The sequence below is a fragment of the Pseudarthrobacter sp. IC2-21 genome, assembly GCF_034048115.1.
GTDB lineage: Bacteria > Actinomycetota > Actinomycetes > Actinomycetales > Micrococcaceae > Arthrobacter > Arthrobacter naphthalenicus.
Window position 1 is genome coordinate 2,213,722 of record NZ_CP139145.1, and the last position, 14,489, is coordinate 2,228,210.

Consider the following 14,489-nt stretch of genomic DNA (forward strand, 5'->3'; position numbering starts at 1 on the left):
TAAATACTGGAAAATGTTGGGGATTGCGTCCGTGCCTTGCCAGACAACGAACCATCTTAGCAGGATTCCCCTGCATTCCCGTACCCGGCCGGCACGGGCCTGCCCGGTCCTGCCGGCTCAGCCGCCGCGGATAATCTTCCGCAGCCGCTCCAGGCGAACGGAAATATCCCGCTCCGCGCCGTTGCCGGTGGGTTCGTAGTAGTCCCGGCCCACCAGATCGTCCGGCGGGTACTGCTGGGTGGCCACAGCATGCGGCGCATCGTGGGCGTATTTGTAGCCCTTGCCGTGCCCGAGCTGCTTTGAACCCGGGTAGTGCGCGTCGCGCAGGTGTGCCGGGATGCCGTTGCCCAGGCCTGCCCGGACGTCTGCGATGGCCTTGTTGATGCCCAGGTAGGCGGCGTTGGACTTCGGCGCGGTGGCCAGATGCACCACCGCTTCGGCCAGGACAATCCGGCCTTCGGGCATACCGATGAGCTGCACCGCCTGGGCTGCGGCTACGGCGGTCTGCAACGCCGTCGGGTCTGCCATGCCCACGTCCTCAGCGGCGGAAATCACAATGCGCCTGGCAATGAACCGGGGGTCCTCCCCCGCCTCGAGCATCCTGGCGAGGTAGTGCAGAGCGGCATCCACGTCGGAGCCGCGGACGGACTTGATGAAGGCGCTGGCCACGTCGTAGTGCTGGTCTCCCGCCCGGTCATAGCGCACGGCGGCCACATCCAGGGCTCGTTCGGTGTGCTTGAGCTCAATGGATACGGGAGCGTCATCGCCGGCGTCGTCCGCATCACCGAATGCAACGCCGGAGGCTGCTTCCAAGGCAGTCAGGGCACGCCGGGCGTCGCCGCCGGACAGCCTGACGAGGTGGCCCAGCGCCTCCGCACTGAGCTCGACTTTCCCGTTCAGGCCCCGTTCGTCCGCGACAGCGCGTTGCAACAGCCCTTCGATGTCGGCGTCCGTCAATGGCTTCAGCGTCAGCAGCAGGGACCGGGACAGCAGCGGCGAGACCACCGAAAAGGAGGGGTTCTCCGTGGTGGCTGCCACCAGGACAACCCAGCGGTTCTCCACGCCGGGCAGGAGGGCATCCTGCTGGGCCTTGTTGAAGCGGTGGATCTCGTCAAGGAACAGGACCGTGGTGGTCTTATACAGGTCGCGCGCTGTCAGGGCCTCATCCATCACCCGCCGCACATCCTTGACGCCGGCGGTGATCGCGGAGAGTTCCACGAACTTCCGGCCTTTGCCCTTGGCGATCACGTGGGCCAGCGTGGTTTTTCCTGTGCCCGGGGGTCCCCACAGGATCAGGGAGCTGGGCCCGGCGGGTCCTACGGCGTCAGTGCCGGCCGCGAGCTGCCGCAGCGGCGAGCCCTGGCCAAGGAGGTGCTGCTGACCAACCACGTCGTCAAGGGTGCGGGGCCGCATCCTGACAGCCAAGGGACTGCGCTGCGCCGCGCTCCGGCTCGCCCCGGGGCGGCCCGAGGACGAGGGCTCGCTACTGTCGTCGTCGTCGTCATTGCCGGGCCCCGGGCCGAAGAGATCATCCACATAGATAGGCTACTCATAGTTCAGCATCTCTTATCCGCACGCTCGCAAAGGGACCACCATGACTGCACCCGGCCCAGATGGCGTCAGCCAGGCGGGATCGGCCCGCGCCGGTTCAGACCGCGCGGGTTCAGGCCGCGCGGCTTCGGTCAGGACCGCCTTTGTGCCGGCGGCCCGCCTCGTCGGGTGGACCGAGCGCTTTGGCGCCGCTCACGGCGGCTTCCGGATCAGGGATGACGACGACGGCGTGCGGCTTCTGGCGGCCGATGGCACCACAGCGCTGCTCCAGGCCCCCTGGCCTCCGGACGGACGACCCGGACGCGGCAGCGGACCCTTGGAGCGACTGGCCTCCATGGCCGGTCAGCCGCGGACGGCAGGACTGGTTCTGGTGCGGCGCGGAGGCTATGCGGTGGCGGTGGCGCGGGAGGGCGGCGTGGCGGCGTCCAAAACCGGATCCCGGTACGTGCAGGGCCGCCGCGCGAACCAGGCCGATGAGCTGGTGGAGAAGGTGGCGGTCCAGGCGGCGGCAATTTTCGGTGGCCACGCGATAGGGTACCTTGCCCCAGGCGGTGACCGGACCCTCGCCAACCTGGTGCTCGCGCACGCGGCGATGAAGCCCTATGCCGCGCTCCCCCGGCTGGCCTTCCTGGACGTGGCGGATCCCAACGGTTCAGTCCTGAGAAAGGCCGCTGCCGATATCTGCTCAGTGCGGATTCAGGTGACCGACGCCGCCGGTCAGGCAGTGTCCAGGTCCTAGGTCCAGGTCCTAGGTCCAGGTCCTAGGTCCTAGGTCAGGGTCCAGGAGCGCTTCGACAGCCCGTACCAGAAGCCGTCGATTGCAGTCCGCGCCTTCAGTTCTCCGGAGCCGTAGGCTGCGCCGAGGGCAACGTACAGCGGAGCCCAGTGCTCGCTGCGCGGGTGCGCCTGGCGCGCGGCCGGAGCCTTGTTCAGAAAGTCCAGGATCGCATCCACATCACCGCGGGCCATGGCCTCCTCGGCCCAGTGGTCAAACTCGCTCGAGGCTGCCGGCGGAGCGCTGTCCGGGCCGCCGGCGGGGTTGAACCAGCGCAGGTTGTGCGTGGTGAAGCCGGACCCGACAATGAGGGTGCCGCGTTCGCGCAGCGGCGCCAACGACATTCCCAGGTTGAACAGGCCCTGCGGATCAAGTGTGGGCATGGACATCTGGACCACCGGGACATCTGCCTCGGGGAACAACTCCTTGAGCGGCACGTACGCACCGTGGTCCAGCCCCCGGCTCTCGTCGCGCTCAACGTGGTGGCCGTGACCGGCCACCAGCCGCTCCACCTCCGCCGCGAGCTCAGGCGCCTGCGGGGCGCGGTACTGGACCTCGTAGTACTTTTGGGCGAATCCGCCGAAGTCATAAACCAGTCCGGGATCCCGCTGCGTCGCGCTGAGCGTCACGGGCGCATTTTCCCAGTGCGCGGAGATCATCAGGACGTCCTTGGGCTTACTGAACGTGCCGGACCAATCGTGCAACTGCCGGGTCCAGGTGGCGTCGTCGGCAAGCGGCGGCGCGCCGTGGCTGAGGAAGAGAACCGGGGGCTGGCCAAGTGTTTGTGTCATGGCTTCATACTAACCGGTTTTCATTGAAGCTTCAAGTATGGGTGCTGGACGGAAGGACGGCGGCTGGAGCTCAGCAGCCGGTCAGATGCCGTTTCGGGCGGTCCTGCCGGTAGTGGTAGCGGGCCGCTTCGCTGAATCCTGCGGCGGCGTAGAGCTGCCGGGCCGGCTGGTTCGCGGCAGTGACCAGAAGCCAGTACCCTGTCAGCCGGCGTGCAGCGCCTTCACCCAAGAGGGCCAGCAGGACCTGACGGGCGTAGCCCCGCCGCCGGGCATCCGGGCGGGTGGCCATGCCGTACAGCCCTCCCCGGGCCACTGCCTCGCCGCCGGTGCCGGCTCCCCCGCCGCCCGGGTGAGCAGGCGGAAGGGCGAGGCGGCCGACGGCGGCGGGCCGGCCGTCGTCGGATCTGACCAGCGCGTACACCGACGGGCAGCCGGTCAGTATCGTGCGTGCGGTGGCGAGCTCCGCAGCACCGCCCCTGCCGTCCACCTGCCACCACAGGTCCAGCCACTCCGAAGACGGCGCGGCGGAGAGTTCGACGCCGGGTTCTGGCTTGAGCGGTCCGGGCTTAAGCGGTTCCGGTGCAGACGGATCGGGCACCGCGCTGCCTGCCGCCCCTTGCCCAGTCCCGGCTGCCAGCGTCATGACAAGTGTTTCGGACTGCCGGGTGAAGCCTTCCGCATCCAGGAGCGCATGCAGTCCTGCGGAGCGGGGGTCGTCGAAAAGCTGGAAGATCAGCGGCAGCCGCCGGTCCCGGTACCATTGCCGGGCCAGCCGCAACGCCGCAAGCTGAGCGTGCTGATCATCTCCGGGGACACGCGGCCACACTGAGTTGGCCCGCTGCGTCACGCCGGAGGCTGCCCGCAGTACCCAGCCGTCGGCGTCCCCGCGGTCAGGAGCCGGCCAGGCGGCATCCATCAACAGCTCGAGGTCCTGCAGTGCAGGAGCTCCCATGGCGAACCACCCTTCCACAGCGAAAGGCTCCCCGGAATGAACTGGACCAGTTCATTCCGGGGAGCCTCTCCGACATTTACTCGCCCTTTTTGGGCTCTTCCGCCTTGGCCTGCGGCTTGAAGTCCACACCGGCTTCCTTACGCTGCTGCGCTGTGATGGGCGCCGGAGCCTGGGTGAGCGGATCGTAGCCGTTGCCGGTCTTCGGGAAAGCGATGACGTCGCGGATGGACTCCACGCCTGCCAGGAGCGCAACCACCCGGTCCCAGCCAAAAGCGATGCCGCCGTGCGGAGGGGCGCCGAACTTGAAGCCTTCGAGCAGGAAGCCGAACTTGGTCTGGGCGTCCTCGCGGTCCAGGCCCATCAGTTCAAACACGCGTTCCTGGACATCGCGCTCGTGGATACGGATGGAGCCGCCGCCGATTTCGTTGCCGTTGCAAACGATGTCGTAGGCGTAGGACAGGGCAGATTCCGGGTCCATGTCGAACGTGTCCAGGAATTCCGGCTTCGGCGAGGTGAAGGCGTGGTGGACTGCGGTCCACTTGCCCGCGCCAACCGCCACGTCACCGGATGCCACCGCTGCGGCGGCCGGCTCGAACATCGGCGCGTCCACAACCCAGCAGAAGGCCCAGTCCGCGGGGTTGATCAGGCCGGTGCGGTGGCCGATCTCAACACGGGCAGCGCCGAGGAGGGCGCGGGCCGCGGACTTCTCACCGGCGGCAAAGAAGATGCAGTCGCCGGGCTTGGCACCAACAGCGTCCGCAAGGCCGGCCCGCTCGGTGTCGGTCAGGTTTTTGGCGACGGGCCCTGCCAGTTCGCCGTCTTCCTTGAAGAGGACGTAGGCCAGGCCCTTGTGGCCGCGCTGCTTGGCAAACTCCTGCCACCCGTCAAGGGTGCGGCGCGGCTGGGAGGCGCCACCGGGCATCACCACGGCACCAACGTAGGGGGCCTTGAAGACGCCGAAGTTGGTGTCCTTGAAGAACTCGGTGAGTTCGGTGAGTTCCACGCCAAAACGAAGATCGGGCTTGTCCGAACCGTACCGTGCCATCGCGTCCGCATAGGTGATGCGCTGGATGGGGGTGGGGATCTCGACGTCGATCAGTTTCCACAGTGCCTTGACGATGTTTTCGCCGATGGCAATGATGTCGTCCTGGTCCACGAAGCTGGCTTCGATGTCCAGCTGGGTGAATTCCGGCTGGCGGTCGGCGCGGAAGTCCTCATCGCGGTAGCAGCGCGCGATCTGGTAGTACTTCTCGAAGCCGCCCACCTGCAGCAGCTGCTTGAAAAGCTGCGGGGACTGCGGCAGGGCGTACCAGGAACCCGGGGCCAGGCGCGCGGGGACCACGAAGTCACGGGCGCCTTCCGGCGTCGAACGCGTCAGCGTGGGAGTCTCGATTTCGACGAAGCCGTCCTGGTGGAGCAGCTCGCGGGCAACCCGGTTGGCCTCGGAGCGAAGGCGAAGGTTGCGGGCGGGGCCAGGGCGGCGCAGGTCAAGGTAGCGGTGCTTCAGGCGTGCCTCCTCGCCCACTTCGACGTGCTCGTCGATCTGGAACGGCAGCGGGTCCGAGGTGTTGAGGATGACCACCTTGTCCGCCATGACCTCGATCGATCCGGTGGCTAGGGCCGGGTTCTCGTTGCCCTCGGGACGCTGGGAAACGGTGCCCGTGACCTGCAGGACGTATTCGTTGCGCAGGCCGTGGAAGACCTCTTCTTCACGGACCACAACCTGGGCTACGCCGGACGCATCGCGCAAGTCCACGAATGCGACCCCACCGTGATCGCGGCGGCGGCCAACCCAGCCAGCCAGAGTTACGGTTTGTCCAATGTGCTCGGAGCGAAGGGATCCGAGGTCATGTGTGCGCAGCACAGCACGCCTTTCTGAAGGAGACAGCAGGAAAACTAAGACTTAAAGATGCATAGGATCGTTCCGGGAACAATCCCGTTTGAGTTTACCCGCTGGAAAGGCGCCGCTCCCCCATGAACCCCCACCGGCAGCTCCAGAGAAGGCTCGGCGTGTTCGACGCCACCTCCATCGGACTCGGCTCCATGCTTGGTGCCGGCGTCTTTGTGGTCTTCTCCCCGGCTGCAGGCCTGGCCGGTCAATTCCTGGTTCTTGCTGTCCTGCTCGCTGCTGCAGTGGCCTACTGCAATGCGGTAGCGTCCGCCGAACTGGCGGCCCGGTATCCGGCCAGCGGCGGCACCTATGTCTACGGCCGGCAGCGGCTGGGCGAATGGCCGGGCTTCTTGGCGGGGTGGGGCTTTGTCAGCGGAAAATCCGCGTCCTGTGCTGCCATGGCACTGACGTTCGGCCACTATATGGCGCCGGACTACGCCGTGCCCGTTGCCGTAGCCGCCGTGGTTTCCCTGACTGCTGTGAACCTCTTTGGGATTACCCGCACGGCACTGCTCACCCGGGTCCTGCTCTGCTTTGTCGTGGCCGTTCTCCTCTTTGTGGCCGTAGCGGCTTTCGTCGGCCCGCACCCGACCTGGGCGGTAGCAGCCGACGGCGGCCCGGGTGCAGGCGGGACGGCCGCCGGCGGGTTGGGAGGTGTGCTGCCTGCGGCGGGCCTGATGTTCTTCGCCTTTGCCGGTTACGCCCGGATTGCCACCCTGGGCGAGGAAGTCAAGGATCCGGCCAGGACCATCCCACGCGCAATCCTCGCCGCATTGGGCGCCGCGTTTGTCATCTACCTGGGACTGGCGCTGCTGCTCCAGAACCATCTGCCGGACGGCCGGCTGGCCGCCACCGATGTGCCGCTTCTGGACGCCGTGCTCCACTCGCGGCTCGCCGCGGGCGCACCGCTGGTTCAGGCCGGCGCGGCGGCCGCCAGCCTCGGCGCCCTGTTGGCGCTCATCACCGGCGTGGGCCGGACAACCCTGGCCATGGCACGCGAGCGGGATCTCCCGGCGGCACTGGCGAAGGTGGGCGGACAGCATACTGTGCCGTTCGTGGCGGAACTTGCCGTGGCCGCCGTCGTGATTCTGCTTCTGCTGACCACTGACGTGATGGCTGTGGTTGGCTTCTCCAGCTTCGGCGTGCTGATCTACTATGCCATCACCAACGCCGCCGCCTTCACCCTCGAGAAGCACCCGCCCCACGCACCCAGGTGGCTCAATGTGGCCGGCTTCGGGGGCTACCTGCTGCTCGCCTTCACGCTGCCGCCGGCGTCCGTCCTGGGGATGGCTGCCGTTCTTGCGGCCGGCGTTGCGGTCCGGTTCCTGGTGGTCCGGCTGCGCCGCTAGCCGGCGCCGGTCAGGCCTGGGCAGGCACCGCCGCGGCCGTGGTGCTCACCTGAACGGTGAGGTCTTCCGACGGCGGCGACCAGATTTCGGGAAAGGCAACCACTTGCTCGCCGGAGCGGATGTCTTTGACCTGGTGGTTGCCCTCGTCATCGGTGAACCAGACGAAGGGGATGCCGCGGCGGTCCGCGAACTTGATCTGCTTGCCGAACTTTTCCGCCTTGGCCGCCACTTCCGTGGCGATGCCGCGGCTGCGGAGCTGGGCAGCCACGTCCTGGGCGGCGCCCCAGCTCTCATCGTTCGTGAGCGCCACCAGCACCGCCGTGGGAACGGACCGGGAGGCTTTGGCCAGATCCTGGCTGAGGATGCGGGACACCAGCCGGGTGACGCCGATGGAGAGCCCGACGCCGGGGAACTTGCGGTTGCCCTTGCTAGCCAGGGCATCGTAGCGGCCGCCGGAACAGATGGATCCGAGCTGCTCGTGGCCTACCAGGACCGTCTCCACCACGGTGCCCGTGTAGTAGTCGAGGCCGCGGGCAATGCTGAGATCGGCCACCACCTTGCCCGGTGCGCGCTGCACGGCAGCCTCGATGACCTGCTCCAGTTCGTTCAGGCCTTCCTCCAGCAGGTCATTGGTCACGCCGAGGGCCTGGACCTGGGCAACAAAGGAGGTGTCCTCGGTTCGGATTCCGGCCAGCTGCAACGCGAGCTGCGCCTGTTCGTCCGATGCGCCGAGTTCAGTCTTCAGCAATTCAGCGACCCTGGCAGGACCGATCTTTTCCAGCTTGTCGATGCTGCGGAGCACCCCGGCCGTGTCTTCAAGGCCGATCCCGCGGTAAAAGCCTTCGGCGAGCTTGCGGTTGTTGATGCGCAGGCGGAAGTCCGGGATGGGAAGGGCGCTGAGCGCCTCGGCGATCACCAGGGCGATTTCCACGTCGTACCGGAAGGGCAGCTCGCCGTCGCCCACCACGTCGATGTCCGCCTGGGTGAATTCCCGGGCCCGGCCTTCCTGCGGGCGCTCCCCGCGCCACACTTTCTGGATCTGGTAGCGCCGGAACGGGAACGCCAGGTAGCCGGCGTTTTCGACGACGTAGCGGGCAAACGGCACGGTCAGGTCAAAGTGCAGAGCCAGTGCGTGCGGATCGGATTTTGCCTTGGCGGAATCCGGGTCGGCTTCATCGTCCTGCAGCCGGCTGAGACCGTAAACCTCTTTATCGATCTCGCCTTTGCGCAGCAACTGGCCGACAGTCTCCACGGCCCGGGTCTCGATTGACCCGAAGCCGTGCAACTCAAAAACCCTGCGGAGGGTGTCCAGCACGTGCAGCTCCACCAGCCGCTCCTCGGGAAGCCACTCGGGGAATCCGGACAGGGAGGCGGTGCGTGCCATGGTGGATGTTCTCCTCTTGATGAAAGGCGCCTGGTACTCGCCCGGCATTCCACCCGAAACGGGCCAGGAACGGCGGCTGTCCAGCAACTCATGCATAAACTATGTGCGGCAGTCAGTTTATGCGCCATCTGCCCGCATCTCTAATACGCGGGCAGTGGACGCGCAAGGCTGCCGCCACACCTCTGCGCCCGGGCCTTCATAACCGGCGGCAGAACGACTTACAGGAGGACCCTTGGCGGCCAGTTCACGCGGTGCCCGCGAAGCCAAACGGCGTGTCCAGCAGATGGAGGCCAAGCGCGAGCTGCGGCGGGACCAGGAATCGCGGCGCAAACGCGACAATGTCATCGCCGCCGGCGCGGCAGGCGCCGCCGTGGTCCTCGCCGTCGTCCTTCAGTTCACCGTCTTCGCCGGCAACCCGACCGAAGACGAGTTTGCTGCAGCAGAAGCCGGACTGACCCCGCCCTCAGCCTCCCCCACAACGTCCGCACCGCCCACCAACGCGGCCAACATCCCGTCCCCGGACACGGCCGCCGGGAAAGTGTTCACCGGCGAGCTGGCGCTGAACCGCGGCAAACTCGGCATCGAACTTGACGGCACCAAGGCACCGCAGGCGGCAGCCGTGTTCAAATCGCTCAGCGATGAAGGCTACTTCACCGGCAAGACCTGCCACCGCCTCACCACCGGGGACAACTTCGGCGTCCTGCAGTGCGGCTCGGCCGATGGCAAGGGCGGCGGAAACCCCGACTACACGTGGGGTCCGCTGGAAAATGTCCCGGCTGACAACCTGTACCCGGCCGGCACCATAGCCGTGGCAAGGACGGGCAACAATGCCTACGGCAACGGCACACAGTTCTTTATTGTCTACAAGGACACGGTGATTCCAGCCGATACTGCCGGCGGTTATACGGTGGTGGGCAAGGTGACGTCCGGGCTGGATGTTGTGTCCGGCATCGCAGCGGCGGGGATTACTCCCGGCAGCAGCAACATGGACGGCGCGCCCGTGGAATCAGTCACGATAGACTCGGTTTCTCTGAAGTAGGAAGCCCGGCCTCACGGCTGCGGTGCAGTATGTGAGTATTTTCCTCCAAGCGAAAGACTTTTAGCGGTGACAGACAGTCAGAAATCCGACGAAACAGCAACAGACCTGACCGAGGCAACGGCCCCCGGGGCCGAGCAGGCAGTAGCTGACCCTTCAACACCTGATGCAGCAGTCGCCGAGCGCGCCACTGTTCCGCCGGCCGAGGCCGGCCAGGACGCGACCCCGGCGGCCACGGACGCCCAGGACGGCCCTGAAGCGCAGGACGCGCCGGAAAGCCAGGTGGCCCCGGATGCGCAGGACGCGCCCGACGCCCCGCAGCCGGCAGCCCCTGCGCCGCGGCCCGCTCCGTCACCGGCAGCCTTCGCTGCGCGACCGAAACCGGCCGCCGCCGCACCCGCCGCAACTCCCGCCCCTGTTGCTCCGGCCACGTCGCTGGCGGAAGCTGCCCGGTGGGGTCGTGTTGAAGGTGATGGCCACGTGTTCCTGACCATCGATGGCGAGGAACACCCGGTTGGCCAGTACCCGGACGTCAGCGACGATGAAGCCCTCGCGTACTTCGCGCGGAAATATGACGACATTGTGGCGCAGGTGCTGCTCCTGGAGCAGCGCGTCAGCTCCAAGGCGCCCAGCACTGACATGCAAAAGACGGTGACCCATCTTCGCGAGCAGCTGGCCGAGCGCAACATGGTGGGCGACCTCCGGTCAGCCGAAGCGCGCCTCGATGCCGTGTCGGCGCAGATCACCGAGCTCGAAAAAGCGGAGAAGGCAGAGCACGACGCCGTCCGCGCCGCCGAACTCGCCGCCCGTGAGGCAATCGTCTCCGAAGCGGAGGAAATCTCCGGCCAGGATCCTGCCCAGATCCAGTGGAAGACGTCCAGCGCACGGATGAATGAACTCTTTGAAAGCTGGAAGGCAGCCCAGAAGAGCGGTGTCCGTCTTGGCCGCAGCAACGAAGACGCCCTTTGGAAGCGGTTCCGTGCCGCACGGACGGTATTCGACCGTCACCGCCGCGCATACTTCTCCCAGCTGGACAGCACCAATTCGGCCGCTAAATCGGCCAAGGAAAAGCTCATTGCCGAGGCCGAGGCATTGTCTTCCTCCACCGACTGGGGCTTCGCCGCCGGCGAGTACCGCCGGCTCATGGACGAATGGAAGGCCTCCCCGCGGGCAAGCCGCAAAGACGACGACGCCCTGTGGGCCCGTTTCCGCGCCGCCCAGGACGTCTTCTTCACTTCCCGGCAGGCAGCCAACGAAGAGATCGACCAGGAGTATGCGGCCAACCTCACGGTGAAGGAAGAACTCCTGACCGAGGCCAACGCCATCCTGCCGGTCAAGGACCTCGCTGCCGCCAAGAAGGCCCTTCAGTCCGTCCGGGACCGCTGGGAAGAAGCAGGCAAGGTTCCCCGCGCCGACATGGGGCGGATCGAAGCCGGGCTTCGCAAGGTGGAAGACGCCGTCCGCCACGCCGAAGAGGAAAACTGGCAGCGCTCCAACCCGGAGACGAAGGCCCGCACCAACAGCGCCCTCTCGCAGCTGGAGGCCGCCATTGCCGGGCTCCAGGACGATCTGCAGAAAGCGGAGAAGGCCGGCGACGAGCGAAAGATCAAGGCCGCACGGGAAGCCCTGGAGGCGCGGCAGGCCTGGCTTGACCAGATCCAGCGTTCCGCCAGCGAGCTGGCCTAACACGCACCCAGCTGCCGGCCGCACAGGCCCGGGACCGGTTATCCACATAACCGGCACCGGGCCTGTGCCGTTTAGCCGGCGACGCGGCAGGATGGGTGGATGGCCACCCCGTCACCTCCCCAACACCCCGACCTCTACTCGCCGGGGCGGCCCTTCAGCTGGCCCGAACTCCAGGCCCTCGCAGCCGACGGTGTCCTGACACGGTTCCATCAGCATGGCTACGCATTGCCCGATCTTCAGGTCTCGGCCCAGCTGAGGGCCCGGGCGGCCGCCAATGCCGTGCCCGCACAGGTGCGGCAACGGGTGGTGGCGGGCAGGATGACGGCTGCCTGGATCTACGGTTGCGCCGAGGAACCGGACAAGCTGGCGTTGCTGGTGGATGCCACAAGGCGCATTTCCAGCCTCCGCAGCACCCGGGGCTGCACGCTCCATGAAGTCAGGCTTGGCCCCTGTGACGTGGTCAGCATCGGCGGCCTCATGGTCTCCAGCCCGCTCCGGACCGCCGTGGACATCGCGCTGCACGTCGAGGCGCACCGGGCCGTGCCCGCCCTTGCGGGACTGCTGGCCCGCCCCGAGCAGGACGTCCGGCTGCGCCTGCTGGTCCTCGCCATCGAAGCCACGCCAAGGGTCCCGCACAAAAGGGCCGCCTTGGAGAAACTCGCGCTCTTAGCTCCGGCGCTTGTTGCCGGTGGTCCGGTAGACGTCGAACACTCCGTCGATGCGTCGGACGGCGCTGAGGACGTGGCTGAGGTACTTGGGGTCACCCATCTCGAACGCGAACCGTGAGATGGCCACACGGTCACTGGATGTGTTGACGCTGGCGGCCAGGATATTGACGTGGTTCTCGGAAAGTACGCGCGTCACGTCCGAGAGGAGGGACTTCCGGTCCAGTGCCTCCACCTGGATCTCGACGAGGAATACGCTCGACTGCGTTGGAGCCCAGTCAACATCCACGATCCTGTCCGGCTGGTCCTTGAGGTCGGAGATATTGGTGCAGTCCGTCCGGTGCACGGACACACCGGAGCCCCTGGTGACGAAGCCCAGGATCGGATCCGGCGGAACAGGCGTACAACAGCGGGCCAGCTTCACCCACACATCACCGACGCCGCGGACCACCACACCGGAATCTGAAAACTTGGTCTTGGTGACCTGCGTGGGGATGCTGACTTCGGTGATGTCGTCGTCAGTGCTCTCGTTGCCGCCGAGACTTTCAACAAGCCTCTCCATCACCGACTGGGCCGAGGTGTGGCCGTCGCCCACGCCAGCGTACAGGCCTGAAATGTCCACATACTTGAAGTCCGCGGCCACCGCAGCGAGGGCCTCGTGCGTCATCAGCCGCTGCAGCGGCAGGTTCTGTTTCCGCATGGCCCGGGTGAGGAGCTCCTTGCCGCGGTCGATCGCCTCTTCACGGCGTTCCTTGCTGAACCACTGCCGGATCTTGTTCCGGGCGCGGGCACTCTTAACGAAGTGCTGCCAATCCTGGCTGGGCCCGGCACCCTCGGCCTTGGAGGTGAAGATCTCCACCCAGTCGCCGTGGTTCAGTTCGCTGTTCAGCGGCACCAGTTTGCCGTTGACACGGGCGCCGATGGTCCGGTGCCCCACTTCCGTGTGGACGGCGTAGGCAAAGTCCACAGGGGTGGAGCCGGCGGGCAGCGCCATCACCTCACCCTTGGGCGTGAACACAAACACCTCGCGGGCGTTGATCTCAAACCGCAGGGAATCCAGGAACTCCCCCGGATCCGAGGTTTCCTGCTGCCAGTCAACCAGGGACCGCAGCCAGCCCATGTCGCCATCGCGGGGGCTGCCCGGGCCCACGGCCGTCCGGTTGGGCTGATCCTTGTACTTCCAGTGCGCGGCGACGCCGTATTCCGCCCGCCGGTGCATCTCGTGCGTGCGGATCTGGATCTCGACGGGTTTGCCGCCCGGACCGATCACCGTGGTGTGCAGTGACTGGTACATGTTGAACTTGGGCATGGCTATGTAGTCTTTGAACCGCCCCGGCAAAGGATTCCAGCGCGAATGCATGGTGCCCAGGGCTGCATAGCAGTCCCGCACGGAATCAACCAGGACGCGTACGCCCATGAGGTCGTTGATATCGTCGAAATCCTTGTCCCGGACCACCATCTTCTGGTAGATCGAGTAATAGTGCTTGGGCCGGCCGGTGATGGTGGCTTTGATCTTGGCGGCACGGAGGTCCTCGGTAATCTGGTCCCGAATAACTCCCAGGCTCTTTTCCCGCTCAGGCGTACGGTCCCCCACCATCCTGACGATCTCTTCATAGACCTTCGGATAAAGGGCAGCGAAGGACAGGTCCTCAAGCTCCCACTTGATGGTGTTCATGCCGAGCCGGTGGGCCAGGGGCGCAAAGATCTCCAGCGTTTCCCGGGCTTTCCGGGCCGACGATTCGGCGGAGACGAAGCGCCACGTCCGGGCATTGTGGAGGCGGTCAGCAAGCTTGATCATCAGGACCCGGATGTCCTTCGCCATGGCCACGACCATTTTCCGGACGGTCTCGGACTGGGCAGCTTCACCGAAGCTGACCTTGTCCAGCTTGGTCACCCCGTCCACCAGCATGGCAACCTCCGGACCGAAGTCCTTCTTGAGGTCCGTCAGCGTATATTCCGTGTCTTCGACGGTGTCATGGAGCAGGGCGGCAGCCAGGGTAGTGCCGCTGAGGCCCAGTTCAGCCAGGATGGTGGCCACGGCAACGGGGTGGGTGATGTACGGATCACCGCTCTTGCGTTTCTGCCCGCGGTGGCTCTTTTCCGCAACGTCGAATGCGCGCTGGATGAGGTCGAAGTCTTCCTTCGGGTTGTTAGCCCGGACCGTCCGCAGCAACGGTTCGAGGATCGGAGAATACGTGGTGGCGCTGCGGCCGGTGAGCCTGGCCAGCCTGGATCGCGTCCGCTCGCGCCGGCCCGGGAAAGTGGGCCTGGCTCCGGAATTGTCGACCGGTACAACCGGGCCGGGGCGTGCGGAAACTGCAGGCCCGGCCTGAACACCCTGGCCGGGGCCCTGGTCCCCACCTGCTGTTGGCACCGATGCCGAACGTTCTTCCAATGAAGCACCCCTTA

11 protein-coding genes are annotated in these 14,489 nt (G+C 66.3%); 5 read left to right on the forward strand and 6 right to left on the reverse strand.

Annotation, left to right across the window (positions count from 1 at the left end):
* Positions 1–117 precede the first annotated feature (117 nt).
* Entirely contained in the window at positions 118–1,536 is a 1,419-nt protein-coding gene (locus tag SBP01_RS10190; RefSeq protein ID WP_275214226.1) for a replication-associated recombination protein A, read from the reverse strand.
* A 58-nt stretch (positions 1,537–1,594) separates the two neighbouring features.
* On the opposite strand from SBP01_RS10190, the gene SBP01_RS10195 reads away from it, so the two are divergent.
* On the forward strand, positions 1,595–2,290 hold the full coding sequence (locus tag SBP01_RS10195) for an acVLRF1 family peptidyl-tRNA hydrolase (protein ID WP_320535706.1): 696 nt from the start codon (positions 1,595–1,597) through the stop codon (positions 2,288–2,290).
* A 29-nt stretch (positions 2,291–2,319) separates the two neighbouring features.
* Here the strand turns inward: SBP01_RS10195 and SBP01_RS10200 are convergent, their stop codons facing one another.
* The 3 genes from SBP01_RS10200 to aspS form a co-directional block, all read right to left on the reverse strand.
* Positions 2,320–3,117: a dioxygenase gene (locus SBP01_RS10200; protein WP_275214224.1), complete on the reverse strand. Its 798-nt coding sequence runs from the start codon at positions 3,115–3,117 to the stop codon at positions 2,320–2,322.
* A 70-nt stretch (positions 3,118–3,187) separates the two neighbouring features.
* Positions 3,188–4,069 (reverse strand): GNAT family N-acetyltransferase, encoded by an 882-nt coding sequence (locus SBP01_RS10205; RefSeq protein ID WP_275214223.1) that lies wholly within the window; start codon positions 4,067–4,069, stop codon positions 3,188–3,190.
* A gap of 76 nt (positions 4,070–4,145) precedes the next feature.
* Positions 4,146–5,933, reverse strand: a complete 1,788-nt coding sequence (gene aspS / locus SBP01_RS10210) for an aspartate--tRNA ligase (protein ID WP_320535707.1) — start codon at positions 5,931–5,933, stop codon at positions 4,146–4,148.
* Between the two features lie 110 nt (positions 5,934–6,043).
* Here aspS and SBP01_RS10215 point away from each other — a divergent pair, with 110 nt between their 5' ends.
* Positions 6,044–7,309: an APC family permease gene (locus SBP01_RS10215; RefSeq protein WP_320535708.1), complete on the forward strand. Its 1,266-nt coding sequence runs from the start codon at positions 6,044–6,046 to the stop codon at positions 7,307–7,309.
* Between the two features lie 10 nt (positions 7,310–7,319).
* Here SBP01_RS10215 and hisS read toward each other — a convergent pair whose 3' ends face one another.
* Positions 7,320–8,693, reverse strand: coding sequence for a histidine--tRNA ligase (gene hisS / locus SBP01_RS10220; RefSeq protein WP_275214220.1), 1,374 nt, complete (start codon positions 8,691–8,693; stop codon positions 7,320–7,322).
* A 232-nt stretch (positions 8,694–8,925) separates the two neighbouring features.
* Between hisS and SBP01_RS10225 the strand changes: the two genes are divergently transcribed.
* From SBP01_RS10225 to SBP01_RS10235, 3 genes are all read left to right on the forward strand, one after another.
* A complete protein-coding gene (locus tag SBP01_RS10225; RefSeq protein WP_320535709.1) occupies positions 8,926–9,732 on the forward strand; it encodes a peptidylprolyl isomerase in 807 nt (268 codons plus the stop codon).
* Between the two features lie 66 nt (positions 9,733–9,798).
* Positions 9,799–11,415 (forward strand): DUF349 domain-containing protein, encoded by a 1,617-nt coding sequence (locus tag SBP01_RS10230; protein WP_320535710.1) that lies wholly within the window; start codon positions 9,799–9,801, stop codon positions 11,413–11,415.
* A 99-nt stretch (positions 11,416–11,514) separates the two neighbouring features.
* Positions 11,515–12,201 (forward strand): type IV toxin-antitoxin system AbiEi family antitoxin, encoded by a 687-nt coding sequence (locus tag SBP01_RS10235; protein ID WP_320535711.1) that lies wholly within the window; start codon positions 11,515–11,517, stop codon positions 12,199–12,201.
* Here SBP01_RS10235 and SBP01_RS10240 read toward each other — a convergent pair.
* Complete coding sequence (locus SBP01_RS10240; protein ID WP_320535712.1) at positions 12,082–14,475, reverse strand: bifunctional (p)ppGpp synthetase/guanosine-3',5'-bis(diphosphate) 3'-pyrophosphohydrolase; 2,394 nt, start codon at positions 14,473–14,475, stop codon at positions 12,082–12,084. The two genes, SBP01_RS10235 and SBP01_RS10240, sit on opposite strands and share 120 nt — an antisense overlap.
* Positions 14,476–14,489 lie beyond the last annotated feature (14 nt).

What these genes read in the sequence shown, in the direction of transcription:
- hisS (WP_275214220.1), bottom strand. Translation starts at nt 8,693, where the DNA reads ATGGCACGCACCGCCTCCCTGTCCGGATTCCCCGAGTGGCTTCCCGAG.
- SBP01_RS10200 (WP_275214224.1), bottom strand. Translation starts at nt 3,117, where the DNA reads ATGACACAAACACTTGGCCAGCCCCCGGTTCTCTTCCTCAGCCACGGC.
- SBP01_RS10215 (WP_320535708.1), top strand. Translation starts at nt 6,044, where the DNA reads ATGAACCCCCACCGGCAGCTCCAGAGAAGGCTCGGCGTGTTCGACGCC.
- SBP01_RS10205 (WP_275214223.1), bottom strand. Translation starts at nt 4,069, where the DNA reads ATGGGAGCTCCTGCACTGCAGGACCTCGAGCTGTTGATGGATGCCGCC.
- SBP01_RS10195 (WP_320535706.1), top strand. Translation starts at nt 1,595, where the DNA reads ATGACTGCACCCGGCCCAGATGGCGTCAGCCAGGCGGGATCGGCCCGC.
- SBP01_RS10235 (WP_320535711.1), top strand. Translation starts at nt 11,515, where the DNA reads ATGGCCACCCCGTCACCTCCCCAACACCCCGACCTCTACTCGCCGGGG.